The sequence below is a fragment of the Komagataeibacter nataicola genome, assembly GCF_003207795.1.
GTDB lineage: Bacteria > Pseudomonadota > Alphaproteobacteria > Acetobacterales > Acetobacteraceae > Komagataeibacter > Komagataeibacter nataicola.
Genome location: NZ_NIRT01000010.1, coordinates 46,232 through 68,541, shown reverse-complemented (window position 1 = coordinate 68,541; position 22,310 = coordinate 46,232). Strand labels below are relative to the sequence as shown.

The window sequence follows — 22,310 nt, the reverse complement described above, 5'->3', positions numbered from 1 at the left end:
GGGTCAGGTCGGGTTATAGTGGCAGGACCAGTCCTGCAAGCCATCGGGGTGCGCCGCCAACCATGTCTTCGCCTTCCCCTTCCCTTCCATCTGGCCCGTGGCGGCAGGCCGCGCGTGCGTTCGGGCGCAACAGGTCGGCCATGGGGGCGCTGGGCGTGCTGGCGTTCATCACCTGCGCCTGCCTGCTGGCCCCGCTTTATGCCCATGACGTGGCCCATACCGATCCATTCGCCTCCAACGTGGCAGGCAGCATCGTGCTGGATGGGCAGGAAGTAGACATCATGCAGCCCAATGACAATCCGCTGCATCTCGGCCTCAGCCCCATCGGCCCCACGGGGCATGCAGCCTACCTGCTCGGCGCGGACAGCCAGGGCCGCGACCTTGCCGCCCGGCTGCTGTACGGCGGGCGCAATTCCCTGTTCATTTCGGCCGGTGCCGCGGTGCTATGCCTTGCGGCGGCAACGCTTGCGGGCATTGTGGCCGGTTTCTGCGGTGGCGTGATCGATACCATTCTCTCCCGCATCATGGACATCATGTGGGCGGTGCCGGTCTATCTGTTCGCCATTTCGCTTTCCATCGTCATGGTCAGCCAGAAAATCCATCTGGGTCCGTTTACGCTGGGGGCGGACAGTCTGCTCATTCCCATCTTCATCATAGCGCTGGTCTACATACCCTATGCCGCCCGCCCCATACGCGGGCGGGTGCTGGCGCTGCGGCAGGCGGAATTCGTCATGGCCGCGCGCAGCCTTGGCGTGCCGGGGTGGCGGATCATGCTGCTTGATATCGTGCCCAACATCACCACCACGCTGGCGACGCTCGGCCCACTGCTCATGGCGCTGGCCCTGCTGGCGGAGAGTGCGCTGTCCTTCCTCTCGCTGGGCGTGCAGGCGCCACAGGCTTCGTGGGGCACCATCATTCAGGATGGCGAGGGTCTGATCTATACCCGCCCGCTGGTGGCCGTGGCGCCGGGGCTTGCCATCGTGGCGGTAGTGCTTGCGCTCAATATCGTGGCCGATGGCCTGCGCGATGCGCTTGACGGGCGCGGAGGCACACGATGATCGCCCCCCTGCTGCGCCGCCTGGGCCAGACGCTGCTCGTGCTGTTTGGCGTGTCGGTGCTGGTGTTCGCGGTGTTTTTCGCAACGCCGGGGGCAGACCCGACCGCGCGCATCGCAGGCCGTAACGCCTCGCCGCAGATCATGGAAAAAGTGCGCCTTGAATACGGCTTCGACCGCGCCCTGCCGGTGCAGTACGCCACCATGATGAAAAAGCTGTTCATCACCCGCGATCTCGCCTCCTACGCCGACCGGGGCGAACTGGTGGTGCCCCAGATCCTGCAGGCGGCCCCGGTCACGGCCTGCCTGGTGTGCGGGGCGGCGTTCATCTGGGTGGGTGCGTCCATCATCATGGGCACGCTGGCCGCAGCGATGAAGGATACGTGGGTGGACCGCACGCTCATGATGGCCGGGCTGGTGGGTATTTCCATCCCCGTCTTCTGGCTGGGGCAGGTCGCCAACCTTGTTACACAAAGCCGCTATCATGACACATGGCTGTTCTCGTGGGTGCCGGGGCTGGGCTACGTGCCCTTCAGCGAGGATCCGGGCGGATGGTTCCGCGCCCTGGTCATTCCGTGGGTTGTGCTGGCGGTCATGTTCATCGGCATTTACAGCCGGGTGCTGCGGGCGGATCTCGTAGCGCTGGCGGGCGAGGATTTCATGCGCACGGCCCGCGCCAAGGGGCTTTCTCCCACACGGGTCATGCTGCGCCATGGGCTGCGCACCGCGCTGGTCACGTTCGTCTCGCTGTTCGGGCTGGATTTTGCCCAGCTTGTAGGCGGTGGCGCACTGCTGACCGAGGTGGTGTTCGGCCTGCCCGGCGTGGGGCGGCTGACCTATCGGGCGCTTACCAATCTCGACCTGCCGGTCATCATGGCCACGGTCATGTATTCCGCCATTTTCGTGGTGGTGGCCAATGCGGTGGTAGACATGGTGTATTTACTGCTCGACCCGAGGGTGCGTGATGCCCGCTGATCCCGTGCCCCTGCTTGATGTGCGTGACCTGTGCGTGAGCGTGCCCGCGAACGGGAGCATGATCCGGCTGGTCGAGAACGTATCCTTTTGCGTGAACGAAGCCGAAATCGTGGGGCTGGTGGGTGAATCAGGCTCGGGCAAGTCGGTCACGGCCATGGCACTGATGGGGCTGATCGACAGCCCTGGCGTGCAGGTCAGCGGCTCGGCGCGTTTTCGCGGGCAGGAACTGGTGGGGATGGCGCCGCGCGCCCTGCGCAACCTGCGCGGGGGGGACATCGCCATGATCTTTCAGGACCCCATGACGGCGTTCACCCCGGTCTATACCATTGGCTGGCAGATCGATGAGCAGATCCGCGCGCATGAGCGTCTCTCCCGCCGCGCCGCGCGAGCCCGCACGGTGCAGCTGCTCGCCGAAATGGGCGTGCCCGACCCCGCCCGCACGGCGCAGCGCTACCCCCACCAGCTCTCGGGCGGTTTGCGCCAGCGCGCCATGATCGCCATGGCGCTTTCATGCAATCCCACCCTGCTGATTGCCGATGAACCAACCACTGCCCTTGACGTGACCGTGCAGGCCCAGATCCTTGACCTGCTGCGGGGCCTACGCCACAGCCACGGCTCCTCCGTGCTGCTCATCACGCATGATATGGGGGTGGTGGCCCAGACCTGTTCACGCACGCTCGTGCTCTATTCCGGCCGAATGGCGGAAAGCGGGCCGACCGCCACCCTGTTCGCCCGGCCTGCGCACCCCTATACCGCTGCATTACTGGACTCCATCCCCCCGCTTTACGGCACGCGCCCGCATCGCCTGCCCGCCATTGCGGGCGTGCCGCCCACCCCACAGGAGCGGCCTGCGGGCTGCGCCTTTGGGCCACGCTGCGCCTATGTGCACGCCACCTGCCTGCCGGCCCCGCCACCGCTGGCCAGCATCGGGGCGGGGCAGCAGGCCGCCTGCGTGCTCCCCACCGAGGGTAAGCCCCTGCCACCGCGCGCCACCGCACAGGCCATGCAGCCATGACCCACCCCACCCCCGTGCTGGAACTGCGCGACGTGCGCAAGACCTACCGCCTGCCGCATGGGCAGAGGCTCAGGGCGGTTGATGGCATATCGCTACGCGTCATGCCCGGCGAGATGCTGGGGCTGGTGGGGGAATCCGGCTGTGGCAAATCCACGCTGGGGCGGTGCATGCTGCGGCTGGATGATGTCTCATCAGGGCAGGTGCTGTTTGAAGGACGCGACATCACCACCCTGAGCGAACGCAAGCTGCGCCCGCTGCGTCCGGGCATGCAGATGGTGTTCCAGAATTCCACCGCAGCGCTCAACCCGCGCCGCAGCATTGGCGACCTGCTCGCCGAGCCGCTGCGCGTGCATCCCGGCCCCGATGGGCGCAGGCGCGCGGCGGCCACGATCACCGCGCGCCTGCATGAACTCATGGCGCTGGTTGGCCTGCCTGCCTCCGCCCTTGCGCGTTATCCGCATGCCTTCTCGGGCGGGCAGCGCCAGCGCATCAATATCGCCCGCGCCCTCGCGCTGTCGCCACGGCTGGTGGTAGCGGATGAACCGGTCTCGGCGCTTGATGTTTCGGTGCAGGCCCAGATCGTCAACCTGTTTGCCGAACTGCGCGAGCGGCTGGGGCTGACCTATGTGTTCGTGGCGCATGACCTGGCGGTGGTGCGGCAGATTTCCACGCGCGTGGCGGTCATGTATCTGGGTGCGATTGTTGAATGTGGCGGAACGGATGATGTGCTGCATGCGCCCGCCCACCCCTACACCGCCGCCCTGATCGCCGCCGTGCCGCGCCCCATGGTGGGTGCGCCCCCGGCCATGCTGCTGCGTGGCGACGTGCCCAGCCCGGTCAACCGGCCTGCGGGCTGCCGGTTTCACACGCGCTGCCCGCAGGCGCAGGCGCGGTGCAGCGCGGAGGAACCCCAGTTGCGCGCCATTCGCCCCAACCATGAAGTTGCCTGCCACTACCCGCCTGGCGAGGAGAACCCACCCGCTTAAAACAGGAAACATGACAAGGTTTTGGGTGTCGCTGCTTTCAAAAAGGCGGCGCCCGAAAACTTCTATCCGTTTTTATGTATCCGTGGGTTCCACGGCCTGGCCCAGCGTGTGCATGAGCCGGTTGGCCCAGCCAAAAATGGCGCTGGCCAGCACAAGGTCAAGCGCCTGAAGCGCGTTGAAGCCCAGATCGCGCACGTGGTTCATATCGGCCTGGGTTGCGGCGACAGGCGTTTTGGAAAGTGCAACCGCAAAGTCGAACAGGCCTTGTGAATACTCATCGATTTCGGCCTTGGTACCATCGGTAAAGATCGCATCCATGACCTCGGGCCGTTTTGTCAGTTCGATATAGCGCGCGGCATGGACCGAGCCGCAGTAAATGCAGTGGTTTACCACCGATGTCGCCACCGCCGCGAGTTCGCGTTCCGCGCGGGGCAGGCCGTCCTTTCCGTACATAATCAGGTTGAACAGCGGCGAGCGGTATTTCAGGCTTTCGGGGTCGTGCGCCAGCGTGAGCGTATATTTCGAGATCTTGCGGTGCGAAGGCGTTTCCTGCAGCGCCTCGCGCTGGGCGGGCGTTGCCGTGTCATAATCCACCGGGGTGATGTACGGCTCCCAGGCGAGCGTATCGGTGGTAAAGCGGGTGACGGGCTTCATGCGAATGTCTCCTCGACCAGACGGACCCCGGCAAGCACGCGGACCTGGAAATTGATGCACGCCACGAGTTCGGCCAGGCTGACAACATCGCTATCGGTCAGGCCCGCGCCGAGCAGGGCATCAATATGCGCGCGGCTGGCTCTGGTGGGCGTGCGTGTCACCGTATCGACATAGGACAGGATGGCCACCCCGCGCGCGTCCGCCGCATCCGCGCCATCCGCAATGGCCGCGACCTGCGGGGCCGCTTCCATGGTGGCAAGCACGGTGGCGTAGATCGTGGCCAGTTCCTCATTGCCATTGGCCCGCGCAATGCGGATGGCAATGGCGCAGCGCAGGGCGTGGGGCAGGTTGCCACAGGCCGCGGGTGTGACGACAGCCTGCCCGCTGGCATCACATAGCTGCATGATCTTTGCACGCTCCGCCAGGGCGGCCTTTACCTCGGCTGAGCGGGATTGTGCCGATAAAGAACTGAATGTCGAGAACGGGTTGGACATTACGTTCCACTTCCTGATGGGCCAGCTCCGCAGGAACCGGCAGTGGGGTGTGGGCCGCAGGCTACCATGCACTTACTGCATCGCAATATAGCAAATGCCCACATGGCGCATTTTATTATCAGGCCCGATAATGCGGACTTTACGGCGCGGATATGGGTATCGAGATGCCCGACATTACGGAGCACGAGGCATCGCAGCCGTCATGATCTACCGCCGAAATCACGCCTGAGGCATGGCAGGGAGGCTGTATGGCCTTGCGCGGGGTGATATGCCACCATGCGGTTACAGTCATAAACGGCACCCCGGAAAAGAGACCCCATGCCCATTTCTGCCCCGACCAGTCTGGCCGAGCTGTTCCTTGCGGTAAGGCAGCAGAAAACCGACCCTATCGCCAGCGTGCATGAAGCGCTGATCCCGCGCACCCTGGCCGATGCCTATGCGGTGCAGGATGCGGTGGGGCTTCATCTCGGGCCGATACGTGGCTGGAAGGTGGGCGCCGAAACACCGCAGTCCGAGCCCTTCGCGGCCCCCATCCATGCCGCTACGATCTTTGAGGATGGCGAGACCGTGCCCGCCTATGTCTGCCGCCATCTGGGCGTGGAGGCTGAAATCGGCTACCGCTTTGCCCACGCCCTCCCCTCGCGCGCGGCGGCGTGGACGGCGGATGAGGTGCTGGCCGCCATCGGCACGATCCACCCCATGATCGAGATTGTGGATACGCGGTTTGAAAAACCCGGCTCGCAGCACAGGCTGCTCCACACCGCCGACCACCAGAGCCATGGCGCGCTGATCGTAGGCCCCGGCATGGCGGACTGGCGCGCCATTATCCCCACGGACGAGCCGGTCAGCCTGACCATCAACCGGCGCACGGTGGTTGAGCATGTGGGCGGCAACAGCGCGGGCGACCCGCTGCGCCTGCTGGTCTGGCTGGCCAACCATGCCGCCCGCCGTGGGCTGGGCATCGAGGCCGGGTGCCTGGTCACGACCGGTTCGACAACCGGCACGATGTTCGTGGTGCACGACACCGATGTACGCGCAAGCTTTCCCTCCATCGGCACAGTGCACGCCCACCTGGCCTGACCCTGCGGAAGACATGACCATGAAACCTGAAATCCTGCTGCTTGAACCCATGATGGATGCCATCGAAAAACAGCTTGAGGCGGCTTATGTCGTGCACAGGCCCGGGGCTGCGGGCGTGCCTGCGGATGTTGCGCCGCGCATACGCGGCATTGCCACCGGCGGCGGCACGGGCGTGCCCCGCCCGTTGATGGACAGCCTGCCGGGGCTGGAAATCATCGCCATCAATGGCATCGGCACCGATGCGGTCGATCTGGAGGAAGCCCGCAGGCGGGGCATCCGCGTCACCACCACGCCGGGCGTGCTGACCGATGACGTGGCGGACATGGCCATGGGGCTGCTGCTGTCGCTGCTGCGCGGCCTGCCTGAATCCGATCGCTACGTGCGCGCGGGCGCATGGGGGCACGCCCCGGCGCCGCCACTGGGCCACAGGGTATCGGGCCGCCGCATGGGCATTCTCGGCATGGGGCATGTGGGGCAGGCCATCGCCGCGCGGGCGCGGGGCTTTGGCATAAGCATTGCCTATACCGACCGCTGCGACAAGCAGCTGCCGGGCTGCGTGTTCGTGCCGGAGCTGCTGGCGCTTGCACGGGGCGTGGATACGCTGGTTGTCGCGGCATCGGGCGGCGCGGGTTCACGCAATCTGGTCAATGCGGCCGTGCTGGAAGCCCTTGGGCCGGAGGGCGTGCTGATTAATATCGCGCGGGGGTCGATCGTGGATGAAACCGCACTGGCGGCAGCGCTTGCGGCAGGTAAGCTGGGCGGCGCGGGGCTGGATGTCTTTGCACATGAGCCAGACGTGCCCGAAACCCTGCGCACCGCGCCACGCACCGTGCTGCAACCCCACCGCGCCAGCGCCACGCTGGAAACCCGGCTGGCCATGGGCGAACTGGTGGTGGCCAACCTTGCCGCCCATTTTGCCCGCAGGCCCCTGCCCAGCCCTGTTGTCTAGGCATCAACGCCAGCCCGGTGGGGGCGCACCGTTATCGCAACAGGCATAAATTACTGAAGAACGGGAAACACCCCGGCCCCACCGCTCCGGCGGGTGGAACCATCCAGAAGGGGGCACGTTGGGTCAGCAGGCATTTTGCGGAGTACATCCCATGCTGACTCTTCTCATCATCGCACTCATCATCTTCGCCATTGGCGGGGGTGGGTATGGCTATCGCTCCGGCTGGTACGGCGGCCCCCGAAGTACGGGGTTCAACGGGCTGGGGCTGTTGCCCATCATCATCCTGATCGTGGCACTGTTCCTGCTGTTCCACACGCCGGGCACGACGCCCTTGCCCTGACCACCCGGCACGGACGGGGCATGCATTGCGCCATGCCTCGCCCCTGTCGCGGCCAGTACCGGATACGTTATTGTGGCCGATCTCCATCACGGGGCGGCCGCCCGGCCCACAGGGCCGCCAGAGCCGAGCCCGATATGTTGTGCCACACCGAAAAGACTGCTCCGGGCAACGCCGCCAGCGGCGAGAAATAGACCCGCCCCAGCGTCGCGGCCAGGCCCGAGTTCTGCATGCCCACCTCCAGCGCCAGCGTGCGGCATACGGATTCATCAAAGCCCAGCAGTCTGCCCCCCCAGTAGCCGCCCGCAAGCCCGATGGCGTTATGCAGTATCACGCCCACCAGCACGATCGGGCCAACGCTGGCCAGGGCAGGCCGCACGCCTGCTACAATGCTGCCGATGATGATCATGATCGACACCATGGCCACCAGCGGCAGCGCTGGCGAGATGCGGCGGATGAAGCGCGGGCACAGCATGTTGACCGCCACGCCGCCACAGACCGGCAGGGCCACCATCTCCATGATGCTGCGAAACAGGCCCCAGCTATCCACACTGACGCCCGCCGAGACATAAAGCCGGGTCAGCAGCGGGGTGGCGATGATGCCCACCAGCGTGGACAGCGTGCTGATACTGACCGAAAGCGCCACATCACCGCGCGAAAGATAGATCATGACATTGGAGGCCGTGCCGCTCGAGACACAGCCCACCAGCACCATGCCCGTGGTGATCATGGGCGGCATGCGCAGCATATGCGCAATGCCCCATGCCGCGAGCGGCATGACAAGGTAATGCAGCCCCACCCCTGCCAGCACCGGCGCGGGCCTGCGCGCGATGCGCCCGAAATCGGCAGGCGTGAGTGTGACCCCCATGGTGAACATGATGAAGGCCAGCAACGGAGTAATGGCCGGGGTCACGCGCAGGAAGGGGCCAGGCAGCAGCACGGCCGCGAGCGAAACCAGCACCGCCCATACGGGAAAAAGCCGCGTCAGCACGTGCCTGCCCCGCACATCCGTCCTGCCCTGACATCCATCACCATCATCCCTGCGCCCCCTGCCAACCAGCCAAGGGCGTGTGCATAGCGGGCTGCCCTGTGCGTGAACAGCCTGTATTGCGCCTGTCCCGATATCACGGTGTTGCCATGGCGCATACGGCATGCAACCCTTCGCCCCACGGGCGGTTTAAACGGGGGCATGATTTGTGGCACGACGCCATCAATACGCCGCAATACTGTCTCGTCATGCTGCCTGCCCATCATCCCCCTGGAGACCTGCGTGCCTGATACCATCTACCGTAACGCGCTGTTTTTCGATGGCACGGGTGCCAGCCCTACCAGAACCGACATCGCCGTATCAGCGGGCAGGATCTCCGCCATAGGCCACCTGCTCGTGGCCGGCAGCCACACGACAGAGATCGAATGTGATGGCATGTGGCTCATGCCGGGGCTGCTCGACATCCACACCCATCTCGACCTCGAGCTTGAACTCGATCCCGCCCTGCCCGAGGTCGTGCGCCATGGCACCACCACGGTGGTGATCGGCAACTGCTCCATTGGCGTGACCTATGGCAACCAGCGCCGCGAGGGCGAAGACCCGATCGTGGACTGCTTCGCCCGCGTGGAGAACATGCCCAAGAGCGTGCTGGCCAAAGTGGCCGATGCATGTGACTGGACGGATTCACAAAGCTATCTCGACCATCTTTCCAGCCTGAGGCTTGGCCCCAATGTGGTGCCGCTCATTCCGCATTCCATGTTGCGCATCGAGGTGATGGGCCTGCGTGATTCCATCTCGCGCCGCCCCACCCGGCGCGAACGTGCGCGCATGGAGCGCCTGGTCGATGCGGGCATGGCGCAGGGTTATGCCGGTTTTTCAACCGATGCCCTGCCCTTTCATTTCCTGGCAAACGACCCGCACAAAAAGCGCAAGATCCCCACGCAATACGCCAGCTTCCGCGAACTCAGGCAGTTGACCGGGGTTGTGCGCCGCTACGGGCGCGTGTGGCAGGCCACGCCCCCCAAGGATGACATCGTCGATGCCGTGCGCAGCTTTCTGCTCACAAGCGGGCGGCTGTTTGGCCGCCCGCTCAAGACCACGGTGCTGGCCGCGATCGATTTGCAGACCAACCGCGCCGCCGTCTCGATGTGCCTCATGCTCTCGGCCATGCTCAATTCGCGGCTGCTCGGCGGCATGTTCCGCTTTCAGGTGCTCGCAGCCTCGTTCCGGATCTGGAGCGATGGCGCGATCAACCCCATTGCCGATGAAATACCGGAACTGCGCGCCCTGAACGAACTCGAACTCGATGACCGTGCGGGGCGTGCACGTATTCTCAATGACCCGGAATGGATCGCGGGCTTCCGTGAGATGTGGCTCAAGGGCAAATCCGGCTGGACATTCGACCGCCTGCGCCGCCTGATGCGACAGGAAGAAACCGTGCTGACCCGCAGCCTGGCCGACATGAAAGTGGCCGAATGCCCACTGGCCAACTGGCAGGGCGAGACCCTGCTCGCTCCCTACAACCGCCTGCTGCGCTGGCAGCACACCAAGGGCCGCCAGGGGGCTGCCAGCACGGCGGAAGCCGCGTTCTTCGCCACCTTCCCCGACCCCGTGCGCGATGACGCCACCTTCCTCCTGCACCTGCTGCGGCAGTGGGATACGGACCTGCGGTGGGAAACGACTTTTGCCAACCGCGATCCCGCGCGGCTGAAAAAGCTGCTGTTCAACCCGCAGACCCTGCCCGGCTTCAACGACAGCGGGGCGCATCTGGCCAATATCGCCTTTTATGATGGCAACCTGCGCTTCCTTAAGATCGCCCAGCCGGACGGGCCTGAAAAGGTGGCGCTCGCCATCCATCGCCTGACCGGCCTGCCTGCTGATTTCTTCAACCTCAATGCAGGCAGGCTGCGCGTGGGCGCGCAGGCCGACCTGTGCGTGATCGACCCCGAGGCCCTGCGGCGGTGGAACCCGGAGGCAACCTACGAATTCGTGCACCGCTCCGAATTTGGCTGCCGACAGGTCATCAACCGCCCCCCTGGCGTGGTGCGTCATGTCATGATCGCGGGTAAACCGGTCTGGACCGAAGGCCGCTATGCGCCCGATTTTGGCGCAACGCCACATGGCCGCGTCATGCGCGCCAGTGACCACCCGCTCGAGCATGAGCAGGCCTGCGCCCTTGATGAGCGCATGGTCCATGACAGAGCGGTCATCACGTAATCTTCATGCACGGACAGGCAGTTCGTGCAATTTTTTGATAGATACCCTGCCCTGCCCGCCATGCTATCCCGCCACATTGTTTATGGTTGGAGAAAGCACATACCCTTGGCATGGCGGCTGAAAACCGGATGTTTGGCATCCCTCCCGGTGGCGATGGTGGCTGCTTGTGTGCCGGTGGCGGGCCTGCAGGCCCAGAGCGTGCCCGTGGTCAGGCTACACGGCGTCACCATCCGCCCCTACGCCACCGACCAGCTTGATACGGGCGGCTTTGTCTCGGCTGGCCCCGCCCATCCAGGCACCGGCGCGCGCGGGGCGCGGCTGCGCAATGGCGTGCGCGTCAATATCCATGACCAGGTGGAAATTGGCGCGATATGGGATTTCGGGCCTGCCCCCAATGGCCCCATGCGGCTGTTTGAAGGACAGGTCTCCTATATCGGGCTGAAGCATTTTGTCTTTACCGCCGGTATTTTCAAACCCAGTTTCGGCCTTGAATCCATGCAGGCGCAGGGCGATACGGTGTTTGTCGAACGCTCGAGCATTTCCACCATTACCCGTAACCTTGCCACAGGCATCGAACGGCAGGCCGTGCAGGCGGAAGCCTATGGCAGGCGCTACCATTTCGCCCTTTCCGCCACTGCGGGTACCGCAGGCCCCGGTGAGGATGGCAACCAGCGCGCCATGGCCTTCCGCCTCGTGGGCCTGCCGGTGCGCAGCCATGATGTGGTGGTGCATGCTGGCATTTCGGGGGAATGGGTGTTCCGCCCCGCCTCCATGACCCATGGCAGCCCGGCCATTGCGCTATCCGACAACCCGGAACTCAATACCGGCACGGTCTCGAAATACCTCAATACCGGCCGCCTTGCCGCGACATCCGCCGGAGCCTTTGGCGCGGAGGCCGCCGTGGCGTGGAAAAGGCTGCTGTTTCAGGGCGAGGGCTATGACATCATGCTCGACACCAGCCCCGCCGCAGGCAGCCAGAACCTGAACTTTCATGGCTGGTATGGCATGCTGGGCTACACGATCAATGGCACGCCGCGACAGTGGAAGGGGCGCTCGGCCGCCTTTTCCGCCCCTACATGCGCGCGGGGGCAGGATGTGCTGTGCAACGGCTACGGGGTGCTGGAAGTCGCGGCCCGCTACTCTGAAGTCAATCTTGATTCAGCCACCGTGCGCGGCGGCAGCCAGCAGACCGGCTCGCTTGCCCTGAACTGGTGGCCCACCGCCATCATCCGCACCACCGTGCAGTATGAATACGGGCAGGTAAAAAGCGGCAGGGCGCCTGAGCACTTCCATGCCATCATGTCGCTTTTCCAGATTAAATTCTGAGCGGTAGCTGGCAGCTCCCTAATCCTGAATATGAGTTTTGTAACTTTTTGTTGCCAAACACTCGCCACATTTACCGGCGCACACTGCCCGGGTCGATGCATCGGCGATAACCGGCACATAAAGGAATACAGAACATGCTGATCCGATCTGCTTCCATTCTCGCAACTGTCGCGGCAATCGCGCTGGCAACCCCAGCTTTCGCGCAGGGTCATCCCGATTACTGCAAGTCCGTGTCCAAAGAGCCTTCAGGCGAGTGGAAAGTCAATTCCGACACCACCGTCACGGTTGGTGGCGCACGCGTGGACCTCAAGCCCCAGTCGGTCTATCGCGGGGAAATCAAGATAAACGAACAGGACGTTCATAACGAGTTCGAGAAAAGCTGCGGGAAGTAAAACCCCGTGACAGGGTCGGCGCTGCATGTCCGGCCCTGTCTGCCATGAGGTGCGGTCCGGACAGGCCGCCGTTGCGAGAACCTGTATATCATAAAGACGTTCTACCTTACCCTTTATAAAGCAGGTTATTCTCAGACAGCGTCCTGTCATGATCCGACACCGGGAGAACGCCCTCATGGAACCATCCCCATCCCGCCAGCCGGTGCTGTTCCTGCCGCATGGTGGTGGCCCCTGTTTTTTCATGGACTGGCCCGATACATGGGACCATATGGCCGCCTATCTGCGCAGTGTTGCCGCCACCCTGCCTGCCCGGCCCGATGGCATTGTGGTCATGTCCGGCCATTGGGAAACAGGGGTGCCCATGGTCACCGCATCAGCGCACCCGCCGCTGATCTATGATTATTCCGGCTTTCCGCCCCATACCTACCACCTGCAATACCCCGCCCCCGGCGCGCCGGCACTCGCTGCCGAGGTGCTCGACCTGCTGGCCCATGCAGGCATGCCCGGCGAGGCCGATACCGGGCGCGGGCTGGACCATGGGGTGTTCATTCCCTTTATGCTGGCCTTCGCGCAGGCAGATATTCCCGTGGTGGAACTCTCCCTCCCGCGCGACCTCAATGCCGCGCATACCCTGCACATGGGGGCTGCCCTGCAGGCGCTGCGGGCGCGCAATATCCTGATCGTGGGCACCGGCATGACCTATCACAACGTGCGCCACCTGATGGGGCGCGATCCGCAATCCGATGCCCAGTCGCGCGCGTTTGACACATGGCTGGCGCGGGCGGTGGAATCACCACCCCCCATCCGCGCCGAGGCCCTGACCCACTGGGCGCAGGCCCCCGGTGCGCGTATCTGCCACCCCACGCCCGAGCACCTGCTGCCGCTGCTCTTTGCCGCCGGTGCGGCAGGAAATGACCTTGGCAGGCGTGATTACAGTGATACGATCATGGGCAAGGCACTGTCCGGCTTCCGCTTTGGCTAAGGGCACGCCGCTCCCCTTCGCCTGCAAGGACAGGACGCCTATGACCCCGAAGATCATCACCCTGGGCATGCTCACGGCGCTGGCTGTCACCCTGCCCCTTGCCCCGCTTGCCGCCACCACACCGGCGGCCGATGTGCGCCCCGGGCAGTACAGGGTCGAGCCGGGCCATACGCAGATCACATTTTCATTGCTGCATATGGGTTTCACCCCTTATTCGGGCCTGTTTGCGGGCATTTCGGGCACGTTGCGGCTGGACCCGGCCCTGCCTGCCGCATCACGCCTGAATGTAACCGTGCCGGTAGCCAGCATCACCACCACCAGCCCCGTGCTGACAACCGAACTCAGGGGGCAGGACTGGTTTGATACTGCCCGCTACCCCAACGCCACCTTTGTTTCCAGCCGTGTCGTGCCGGTGGGGGCTGACCATGCCAGCGTTACCGGTGACCTCACGCTGCATGGCGTCACCCGCCCTGTGGTGTTGCAGGTGCAGTATGTCGGCGCGGGCATCAACCCGCTCGACAAGGCCTATACGGTCGGCTTTCAGGCCACCACGACCATCCAGCGCAGCGCGTTCGGTATGAAGACCTACCTGCCCATGGTGGGCGACGAGGTAACGCTTTCCATTGCTGGAGCCTTTGAAAAACAGGACTGATTACGCCCCTGCCCCACGCCCAGCCCGTGCAGGAAGAACCGCCACGTTTCATCAACGTAAGCCGCGCGTGCGGCAGCCTCGGGCAGCGGGTGCCTCCCGAGCAGGCGCTGCTGTATGGCCCAGCCGGTCATGAGGCCGGTGAGCAGGCGGGCGGTGTGTTCGTTGTCATGGCCGGGCGGAATCTGCCCCGCCTCCCCCGCCGCACGCAGCAGGTTGATGATACGGCAGTGAAAGGGGGCTACGATTTCATCCATCGCATGGTCGATCAGGGCCGGGTAGCGGTAGCCATCGGCAATCATCATGCGGTAGGTGGCGATCACATCCTCCTGCATGATGAAGTCGAGCAGCATGCGGCACACCGCATGCAGGGCCTGAAGCGGATCACGGAGCGAAACCTGCGTGTCGTGTTCCAGAAGCCGCGCGCATAAATGGGTAATGACAGCCTTGAACAGCGCCTCTTTCGAGGCATAGCGATGATACAGCGTCTGTTTGCTGGCCCCCGCAGCGCGCGCGATCTGTCCCATCGAGGTGCCTGCATAGCCATGGGCGATGAACAGTTCACCCGCCACTTCAAGCAGGTAGCGGTCCAACTGGGCTGAATCCGCAGGTGTGGGGCGGCCTGAGCGGCGCGGTCGGGGCATGGCGTTCGGCATCGTGAAACTCCCGGTCTGGCGGCGGTCAGGGCACAGGCCCCGCGCTTATGTGGCTTGACCGGGGCGTATTGTCCATCCTAACAAAACCGTACCGACCCGTTCCATAAATGGTGGCGCATGCCTGATACCCCCCCGACCGACCCTTCCCCCGCAGGCCAGCCTGCCACCCCCAAAAAACCGGCAGACCCGCGCAGGGCCGCCATGCGCAAGATGGTGCTGGCCGGTATTGGCGGCGTGGCGCTGATCGCCTTTGTGGTGTGGCTTGTGCACTGGTGGATGCATGGGCGCTTCATCCAGTCCACCAATGACGCCTATCTGCAGGCCGATCAGGTCACGGTCTCGACCCGTGTGGCGGGATTTGTGGATGAAGTGCTGGTGGCCGAGAACCAGAAGGTGAGCAAGGGCCAGGTCCTGCTGCGCCTTGATGAGCGCGACCCGCGCGCACGCTTCGAGCAGGCCCGCGCACTGGCCGATCAGGGGCAGGCCGCGATTACCCAGACCAAAGCACAGATCGATGCGCAGGATGCCCAGATCGCGCAGGCGCAGGCCCGCGTGCAGGCGGCACAGGCGCAGGCCGATTTTGCCGACCGCGAGGTGACCCGCTACCGCGCCCTTGCCGCCACCGGGGCCGAAACCAGCGAGCATTACGACCAGTTGCGCAACAGCAGCGCGCAGGCCCATGCCCAGCTTGCGCAGGCCACCGCGGGCCTGCAGTCCGCCCAGCGCCAGCTTGCCACCTACAGCGCCGAGATCCTGCAGGCGCAGGCCCGTATCGAGCAGGCCATTGCCCAGCAGCGCACGGCCCAGGTCGATCTTGACGCCACCACCATCCGCGCCGCCATTGATGGCCGCGTGGGCGACAAGACCGCCCGCGTGGGGCAGTACGCCACAGTGGGTACGCGCATGATGACCATCGTGCCGGTGCAGGACCTCTACCTCGTGGCCAACTTCAAGGAAACGCAGATCCGCCGCATGCGGCCCGGCCAGCCGGTTGAAGTCTCGGTCGATGCGCTGGGGGGCGCCAAAATAAAGGGCACTGTCGAGAGTTTCGCGCCCGGCACCGGCGCGCAGTTCGCGCTGCTGCCACCCGATAACGCCACCGGCAACTTCACCAAGGTGGTGCAGCGTGTGCCGGTGCGCATCCGCATCCAGCCCGAAGGCAGCGAGCGCGCGGTGCTGGTGCCCGGCCTGTCGGTCACGGCTGCGGTTGATACGCTGGTCGAGCCCGCGGCGGATGGCGGCCCATGACCACGGCCCCGGCTGAAGAGCAGCCACCCGTCGAGAAGGCGGATGCCGCCGCCTGGCTGGCGGTTGCGGCAGGTACCATCGGCGCGCTCATGGCAACGCTTGATACCTCCATTGTCAACTCCGCCCTGCCCACCATCCAGGGCGAGATCGGGGCCAGCAGCAGCGAGGGCACATGGGTCACCACCGCCTACCTGGTGGCCGAAATTGTCATGATTCCGCTGGCGGGCTGGTTCGAGCGCATTTTCAAGCTGCGCAACTTCCTGCTCATCGCCGCCGTGCTGTTCACCATCTTTTCCATGTGGTGCGGGCTGTCGCCCAACCTGCTGCACATGATTATCGGCCGCGTGGGCCAGGGCTTTACCGGGGGGGCGATGATCCCCACCGCCATGACCATCGTGGCCACCCGCCTGCCACCCGCCCAGCGCCCGGTGGGCATTGCGCTGTTTGGCATGACCGCCGTGCTCGGCCCCGTGATCGGGCCGGTGATTGGCGGCTGGCTGACCGAGAACCTGAGCTGGCATTACGCCTTCTTCCTCAACCTGCCCATCAGCATCGGGCTGGGCGTGCTGCTGTTCGTGGGGCTGCCCGCAGGCAAGATCGACTGGGGCGCCTTTCGCGAGACGGATTATTACGGGCTGGCCGGGCTGGTCATGGGGCTGGGCGGCCTGACCGTGGTGCTGGAGGAAGGGCAGCGCGAACGCTGGTTTGAATCCGACATGATCCGTGAACTCAGCGTCATGTGCGTGATTGGCATGACGCTGCTGGTCATTGGGCAGTTCCGCTCGCCCCGACCGGTCATTCACCTTAAAATACTGCTGCAGAAGAGCTTTTTTGGCGTGTTCATCCTCAGTCTCGGGGTAGGCGGGGCGCTTTATGGCATCCTGTATCTCATACCGCAGTTCCTTGCGGCCGTGCCGGACTACAATTCCGAGCAGTCGGGCATGGTCGCGGCCATAAGCGGCGTGCCCACGCTGCTCATGCTGGCGGTGTTCCCCATTCTGGTGCGCAAGCTCGACATCCGCTTCGCCATCGGCTTTGGCATGTTCCTGTATGTGGTGAGCTGTTTCATGAACGCCCATCTCTCGCCCGACAGCGCGGGCGAGCACTTCTTCTGGTCACAGATCGTGCGCGGATTTGCGCAGTTCTTCTCGCTCCTGTTCCTCAACCAGGCCGCGACGAGCGCCGTGCCCATACAGTATGCCGAGGATGCATCCGGCCTGTTCAACGCCGCGCGCAACCTTGGCGGCTCGTTCGGGCTGGCGGCGGTGGCCACCCTGCATGACCGCAGGCTGGACCTGCACACCGCCCGCCTTGAGGAAACGATAACCGCCAACTCGCTGGCCGGGCAGGACTTCGTGCAGCATTTTGGCCTCGCCCGCCTCAGCGCGCTCATTACCCGGCAGGCCACGGTCATGACCTATAGCGACCTGTTCTGGATATTTGGCATGGCATTGCTGGCCATGCTGCCGCTGGTCATGCTGATCAGACCCCTCCCCAAAGACGCCGGCATGACGGTGGGATGACAACAGATATGATGCGCCTTTTCCCCTCCCTGTGCCGCAAGCCTCGCCGCCTTGTGCTGGGTGCTGCCGCAAGCCTCTCCCTTGCCGCCTGCTCTGTCGGGCCGGACTACAAGGGCCCGCCCCACGTCGCCCCCGCCGCCGAGCACGCGCAGGCCTTCAACCGCGCCGACCCTGCGCGCACCCCCGCGCAGGAACCACTCGCCCAGTGGTGGACCGGGCTCAATGACCCGATCCTGACCCGACTCATCACCGCCGCGCTGCAAAACAGCCCTGACGTAAAGCAGGCCGCCGCCCGCCTGCACACAGCACGCGCCACCCAGCGCGAGCGCTTTGCGGGCTTCTTCCCCGGTGGTGGGGCGGCGGCCTTCTGGGACCGTACGCGCATTCCCACGGGTGATATCACGTCCGTGCTCGGCGGCAGCGGGGCCGAGCAGGCTATGACGCTGCCACCGGCCATCAAATCCGATTCCTACGGCGCGGGTTTTGATGCCAGCTGGGAAATCGATCCCTTTGGCGGCAACCGGCGCGGCTATGAGGGCGCGCGTGCGCAAAGCGAGGCCCAACTGGCCCAGCTGGCCGATACACGGCTGCGCCTCGTGGCCGATGTGGCGCGCAACTATGTCAGCCTGCGTGATGTGCAGAACCGTCTGGCGCTGATGGAGCGCACGATCACGATCGAGCGCCAGATGCTGGACCTGACCCGCCAGCGCCGCGCGCAGGGCACCGCATCGCAGGAGGACGTGGCCCGCTTTGCAGGCCAGCTTGCGCAGGTCGAGGGCGCCATCGCTCCGATGAAGGCGCAGCAGGCCAGCTATATGGATGCGCTCGCCACCCTTGCAGGCCGCGAACCCGGCCAGCTTGACGCCATGCTGGCCAGCCCCGCCCCCGTGCCCGTGCCGCCTGCGCTCGTGCCCGTGGGCAACCCTGCCGACATGATTCGCAGGCGGCCCGACATTCGCGTGGCCGAGCGCGATATCGCGGCCAATAATGCCCAGATCGGTCAGGCCATTGGCCAGTATTTTCCCAAGATCAGCCTGTTTGGCACGGTGGGTTTTACCGGAGCGAACGGGCAGCGGTTCTTCTCGGGTGACAGTTTTTCCTACATGGGCGGGCCTACGCTGGAATGGAGCATCCTGAACTTTGCCCGCACCAACTCACGCGTGGGGCAGGCCAAGGGCGGGCGTGACGCGGCCCTTGCGCATTACCAGACTGTAGTGCTCGCCGCCCTGCAGGATGCGGAAGGCAGCCTGTCGCGCTTTGGCCGCCAGCGTGAATACGTGCTCAAGCTCGATGAGGCCCGCACCGCCTCCGACCAGTCATGGACACTGGCCCAGCAGCGCCAGCGCGCGGGCACGCTCTCGGTCATCGACGCGCTCGATGTTGAACGCCAGCGCATCCAGATCGAGCAGCAGCAGGCGCAGGCCCGCGCCAGCATGACGACCGACTATATCGCCGTGCAGAAGGCGCTCGGCCTGGGCTGGCAGGCGGCACCCGCCACGCAGCCCGTGGCAGCACAGTCTCCGGCGCATTGATGTCACGCGGCCTGCGCCCGAGTGCAGGTCGCCCCGTCCACCGCCCCCATTGTTTACCCGCGCCTGTCGTGGTTGCAGGGCGGTGTGTCAGGGCATGCATGGAAGACATGGCCAGACGTTACAATTTGCAATGCAACTCCTGCGCCCAAAACGATTCCCGGATCTTGCCTTCATGCCTGATCTGAATTCATAACGGTATGCAATAGCACCAGGCAGGAGACCGGGCTTTGCGCTTTACCCACACGCGGGGCTATGCAGGCATAGTCCTCTCGGCAGTGCTGTGCTGCACGTCCGCTCCGTCCGTATGGGCAACAACTCCTGCAGCACCTGCACAGACCGCAGCCCCCGCCCCCGTCAGCACCAGCGCGCCTGACACCATCATGGTGAATGATCTTGAACGCCGCACCTTCCAGTGGTTCTGGGATGCGGGCGACCCGCGCACCGGCCTCATACCCGACCGCTACCCCTCACCCCAGACCCTGAGCAGCGTGGCGTCCGTGGGCTTCGGGCTTACGGCCTATGGCATCGGGGCCGAGCGCGGCTACATCACCCGCGCGCAGGCGGTGCAGCGCACGCTCGCAACCCTGCGTTACCTCATGCAGAGCCCGCAGAATGACAGCCCGGACAAGGCTGCTGGCTATCACGGTTTTTATTACCACTTCCTCGATAAAACGACCGGCCTGCGCTTCAACCGTGATATCGAACTCTCCAGCATCGACACGTCGCTGCTCATGCAGGGCGTGCTGTTTGCACAGGCCTATTACACCCGCGACACGGCCCCCGAGCGTGAAATCCGCACCCTGGCGGACAAACTGTACGAACGCGTGGACTGGCAGTGGATGCGCAGGCCCGATAACCGGCTGAGCATGGGCTGGAGCCCAGAGCACCAGTTCATTCCCAATTACTGGGAAGGCTACAGCGAGGGGATGATGGCCTATATCCTGGCCCTCGGCGCCCCGACCCACGGACTGGAACCCGCCTCGTGGCAGGCCTGGCTTGCCACCAACAACCAGCGCTGGGGCGATTATTACGGCCAGACCTTTCTCAACTTCGCCCCGCTTTTTGGCCACCAGTACACCCATGCATGGATTGATTTTCGCGGGTTGCACGATGCCTGGGCGCGCGAGAAGCAGATCGACTACTTTGAGAACAGTCGCCGCGCGGTCTATGCCCAGCAGGCCTATGCCATTGCCAACCCCGGCAAATGGCAGGGCTACAGCGCCACGATGTGGGGCCTGACCGCATGTGATGGCCCCGGTGACACCACGCAGCAGATTGATGGGCAGGCGCGGCATTTCCTGTCCTATTCCGCCCGGGGCGCGGGGCGTGACTATACGCTCGATGATGGCACCATTGCGCCGACTGCGGCTGCCGGTTCCATCGCATTCGCGCCCGAGATCGTGCTGCCCACGCTGCGCGACATGAAGGCGCGGTATGGCCAGCAGATTTATGGCCAGTATGGTTTTGTGGATGCGTTCAACCCCAGCTTCCACGATGGCAAGGCGTTCTGGACCGACCATGAATATCTTGGCATCGATCAAGGGCCGATCCTGCTCATGATTGAAAACTGGCGCAGCGGGCTGGTGTGGAACGTGATGAAGCGCAGCCCTTATATCCGCGCCGGGCTTGAACGCGCGGGCTTCGAGGGCGGCTGGCTGCCTGCGGCGCCACGCACCGCAACCGCCCCGCAGCCCACGACACAACCCGCAGGGGTGGACGCCGCGCATGCCAGCGCCGTGCTGCCCGCGGCACCCCATCCCTCGTAAAGGCGGGTTGCTGATAACGCCGCCTTTGGGGGAAAAGGCGGCACCCTGGGGACTTTATCGGGGATTACGGCGCTGCATCGATCGGCACCACGTCGATCAGTTTCTTGTTGACGAATTCCTGAATGCCGAGCGAGGACAGTTCCCGCCCGAACCCCGAGCGCTTGACCCCGCCAAATGGCAGGTCGCATGTGGTCCATGTGGGGTGGTTGATATAGACCATGCCGGTCTCGATCTGCTCGGCCACACGCACGCCACGCGCGGTATCGCTGGTAAAGACCGAACCGCCCAGTCCGTACGGGTTGTCGTTGGCAAGCTGTATGGCTTCCTCATCATCACGCACGCGGAAGAACATGGCCACGGGGCCGAACAGTTCCTGATGAAAGATGGGGTTCTCCGGCGTGACGCCGGTCAGGATGGTTGTCTGCACGAAAGCGCCGGTCTCGGGCGGGGCCTCACCCACGCGGATGGCGATCGCGCCATGCTTGACCGCAAGGGCGACCTGATCGTTCAGCTGGTCAGCCGCGGCCTGCGATGACAGGGGTGGCACGCCGGTTTTCTCGTCCATCGGGTCACCAGGCACGAGTTTGGCCAGGGCTGTCTCGAAGCGGTCAAGGAATTCATCGGCAATCGCGTCCGCCACAATGATGCGCTTGGAGGCGACACAGCACTGCCCGCCATTGTTCATGCGGCCCCATACCGCCCATTTGACGGCTTTTTCCATATCGGCATCATCGAGCACGATAAAGGCATCGCTCCCGCCAAGCTCCATGGTGGTTTTCTTGAGCGCCTTGCCCGCCTGCGCCGCCACAATGGCCCCTGCCCCCTCGCTGCCGGTCAGCGCCACGCCTATCACCCGATCATCGGCAATGATCTCGCCCAACTGGTCACGCGTGGCGTAAAGGTTGGTGTACAACCCTTCCGGTGCGCCAGCGTCCCGGAAAAGCTGCTCGAAGGCGGCAGCCGATTGCGGCACGTTGGAGGCATGCTTGACCACCACCACGTTGCCCGCCATGAACTGCGGCCCGACCACGCGGGCAAGCTGGTAATACGGGAAGTTCCACGGCTCGATGGCAAACACGATGCCCAGCGGCTGGCTGATCAGCATGGCGTTGTCGCCCCGGCCGCTCTTTTCGGTCAGTTTCTGGGGGGCAAGGAATTCCTCGGCATGATCGGCGTAATACTGCAGGATATCCGCCGAGAGTTCGACTTCCGCCAGGCTCTCACGGTACAGCTTGCCCATCTCGAGTGTCAGCAGGCGGGCATAATGGTCGTTGTTCTGGCGCAGTAACTGAGCCGCGCGCCCCACAATGGCCGCCCGTGCGCTGAAGGGCTGTTTCGACCACTGCCGGTAGGTTGCCTGCGCGCAATCGAGCTTCTGCGCCAGTTCCGCATCTGTCAGGTCAGGAAAGGTGGTGAGGGTCTCGTTGGTAAACGGATTGATGGTCCTGTAGGCCATTGCTCTGCCTCCGTACGAAATGATGCAGGCT

At 64.5% G+C, this 22,310-nt stretch carries 21 protein-coding genes; 16 read left to right on the top strand and 5 right to left on the bottom strand.

The window, feature by feature from the left end:
- Nucleotides 1-62 precede the first annotated feature (62 nt).
- From CDI09_RS07630 to CDI09_RS07615, 4 genes are read left to right on the top strand one after another with little or no spacing between them, the layout of a single operon-like run.
- Nucleotides 63-1,058, top strand: coding sequence for an ABC transporter permease (locus CDI09_RS07630; RefSeq protein WP_078523784.1), 996 nt, complete (start codon nt 63-65; stop codon nt 1,056-1,058).
- Nucleotides 1,055-2,029, top strand: a complete 975-nt coding sequence (locus CDI09_RS07625; RefSeq protein WP_078523782.1) for an ABC transporter permease — start codon at nt 1,055-1,057, stop codon at nt 2,027-2,029. The genes CDI09_RS07630 and CDI09_RS07625 overlap by 4 nt, the downstream gene beginning before the upstream one ends.
- Nucleotides 2,019-3,044, top strand: coding sequence for an ABC transporter ATP-binding protein (locus CDI09_RS07620; protein WP_078523780.1), 1,026 nt, complete (start codon nt 2,019-2,021; stop codon nt 3,042-3,044). Before CDI09_RS07625 ends, CDI09_RS07620 begins: the two co-directional genes overlap by 11 nt.
- The gene (locus CDI09_RS07615; RefSeq protein WP_078523778.1) at nt 3,041-4,030 is read left to right on the top strand and encodes an ABC transporter ATP-binding protein; all 990 of its coding nucleotides are present in this window, start codon (nt 3,041-3,043) and stop codon (nt 4,028-4,030) included. Before CDI09_RS07620 ends, CDI09_RS07615 begins: the two co-directional genes overlap by 4 nt.
- 72 nt (nt 4,031-4,102) lie before the next feature.
- Here the strand turns inward: CDI09_RS07615 and CDI09_RS07610 are convergent, their stop codons facing one another.
- Nucleotides 4,103-4,684, bottom strand: coding sequence for a peroxidase-related enzyme (locus CDI09_RS07610; RefSeq protein WP_078523776.1), 582 nt, complete (start codon nt 4,682-4,684; stop codon nt 4,103-4,105).
- On the bottom strand, nt 4,681-5,178 hold the full coding sequence (locus CDI09_RS07605; protein ID WP_078523774.1) for a hypothetical protein: 498 nt from the start codon (nt 5,176-5,178) through the stop codon (nt 4,681-4,683). Before CDI09_RS07605 ends, CDI09_RS07610 begins: the two co-directional genes overlap by 4 nt.
- A 318-nt stretch (nt 5,179-5,496) precedes the next feature.
- Here CDI09_RS07605 and CDI09_RS07600 point away from each other — a divergent pair, with 318 nt between their 5' ends.
- The 3 genes from CDI09_RS07600 to CDI09_RS07590 all read left to right on the top strand — a co-directional run bounded on the left by CDI09_RS07600 (nt 5,497) and on the right by CDI09_RS07590 (nt 7,547).
- Nucleotides 5,497-6,258 (top strand): 2-keto-4-pentenoate hydratase, encoded by a 762-nt coding sequence (locus tag CDI09_RS07600; protein WP_078523772.1) that lies wholly within the window; start codon nt 5,497-5,499, stop codon nt 6,256-6,258.
- A 19-nt stretch (nt 6,259-6,277) separates the two neighbouring features.
- A complete protein-coding gene (locus CDI09_RS07595; protein WP_078527574.1) occupies nt 6,278-7,207 on the top strand; it encodes a 2-hydroxyacid dehydrogenase in 930 nt (309 codons plus the stop codon).
- A gap of 151 nt (nt 7,208-7,358) precedes the next feature.
- A complete protein-coding gene (locus CDI09_RS07590) occupies nt 7,359-7,547 on the top strand; it encodes a hypothetical protein (protein ID WP_078523771.1) in 189 nt (62 codons plus the stop codon).
- A 67-nt stretch (nt 7,548-7,614) separates the two neighbouring features.
- Here CDI09_RS07590 and panS read toward each other — a convergent pair whose 3' ends face one another.
- Entirely contained in the window at nt 7,615-8,535 is a 921-nt protein-coding gene (gene panS, locus CDI09_RS07585; protein ID WP_078523769.1) for a ketopantoate/pantoate/pantothenate transporter PanS, read from the bottom strand.
- Nucleotides 8,536-8,814: 279 nt separating this feature from the next.
- On the opposite strand from panS, the gene CDI09_RS07580 reads away from it, so the two are divergent.
- The 5 genes from CDI09_RS07580 to CDI09_RS07560 all read left to right on the top strand — a co-directional run bounded on the left by CDI09_RS07580 (nt 8,815) and on the right by CDI09_RS07560 (nt 14,101).
- On the top strand, nt 8,815-10,749 hold the full coding sequence (locus tag CDI09_RS07580; RefSeq protein ID WP_078523765.1) for an N-acyl-D-amino-acid deacylase family protein: 1,935 nt from the start codon (nt 8,815-8,817) through the stop codon (nt 10,747-10,749).
- A 153-nt stretch (nt 10,750-10,902) separates the two neighbouring features.
- Nucleotides 10,903-12,075: an OprO/OprP family phosphate-selective porin gene (locus tag CDI09_RS07575; RefSeq protein ID WP_078523763.1), complete on the top strand. Its 1,173-nt coding sequence runs from the start codon at nt 10,903-10,905 to the stop codon at nt 12,073-12,075.
- Between the two features lie 134 nt (nt 12,076-12,209).
- A complete protein-coding gene (locus CDI09_RS07570) occupies nt 12,210-12,467 on the top strand; it encodes a hypothetical protein (RefSeq protein WP_205836651.1) in 258 nt (85 codons plus the stop codon).
- A gap of 175 nt (nt 12,468-12,642) precedes the next feature.
- Nucleotides 12,643-13,449 (top strand): DODA-type extradiol aromatic ring-opening family dioxygenase, encoded by an 807-nt coding sequence (locus tag CDI09_RS07565; RefSeq protein WP_078523762.1) that lies wholly within the window; start codon nt 12,643-12,645, stop codon nt 13,447-13,449.
- A 40-nt stretch (nt 13,450-13,489) separates the two neighbouring features.
- On the top strand, nt 13,490-14,101 hold the full coding sequence (locus CDI09_RS07560) for a YceI family protein (RefSeq protein WP_078523761.1): 612 nt from the start codon (nt 13,490-13,492) through the stop codon (nt 14,099-14,101).
- On the opposite strand, the gene CDI09_RS07555 is transcribed toward CDI09_RS07560, so the two are convergent.
- Nucleotides 14,035-14,754, bottom strand: a complete 720-nt coding sequence (locus tag CDI09_RS07555; protein ID WP_110571231.1) for a TetR/AcrR family transcriptional regulator — start codon at nt 14,752-14,754, stop codon at nt 14,035-14,037. The genes CDI09_RS07560 and CDI09_RS07555 overlap by 67 nt on opposite strands.
- Nucleotides 14,755-14,871: 117 nt before the next feature.
- On the opposite strand from CDI09_RS07555, the gene CDI09_RS07550 reads away from it, so the two are divergent.
- From CDI09_RS07550 to CDI09_RS07535, 4 genes are all read left to right on the top strand, one after another.
- Nucleotides 14,872-16,002, top strand: a complete 1,131-nt coding sequence (locus CDI09_RS07550; RefSeq protein WP_078523759.1) for an HlyD family secretion protein — start codon at nt 14,872-14,874, stop codon at nt 16,000-16,002.
- Nucleotides 15,999-17,525: a DHA2 family efflux MFS transporter permease subunit gene (locus tag CDI09_RS07545; RefSeq protein WP_078523758.1), complete on the top strand. Its 1,527-nt coding sequence runs from the start codon at nt 15,999-16,001 to the stop codon at nt 17,523-17,525. The genes CDI09_RS07550 and CDI09_RS07545 overlap by 4 nt, the downstream gene beginning before the upstream one ends.
- Nucleotides 17,526-17,533: 8 nt before the next feature.
- A complete protein-coding gene (locus CDI09_RS07540; protein ID WP_110571239.1) occupies nt 17,534-19,057 on the top strand; it encodes an efflux transporter outer membrane subunit in 1,524 nt (507 codons plus the stop codon).
- Between the two features lie 380 nt (nt 19,058-19,437).
- Nucleotides 19,438-20,823: a glucoamylase family protein gene (locus tag CDI09_RS07535; protein ID WP_110571230.1), complete on the top strand. Its 1,386-nt coding sequence runs from the start codon at nt 19,438-19,440 to the stop codon at nt 20,821-20,823.
- 64 nt (nt 20,824-20,887) lie between these two features.
- Here the strand turns inward: CDI09_RS07535 and CDI09_RS07530 are convergent, their stop codons facing one another.
- A complete protein-coding gene (locus tag CDI09_RS07530) occupies nt 20,888-22,279 on the bottom strand; it encodes an NAD-dependent succinate-semialdehyde dehydrogenase (RefSeq protein ID WP_078523757.1) in 1,392 nt (463 codons plus the stop codon).
- Nucleotides 22,280-22,310 lie beyond the last annotated feature (31 nt).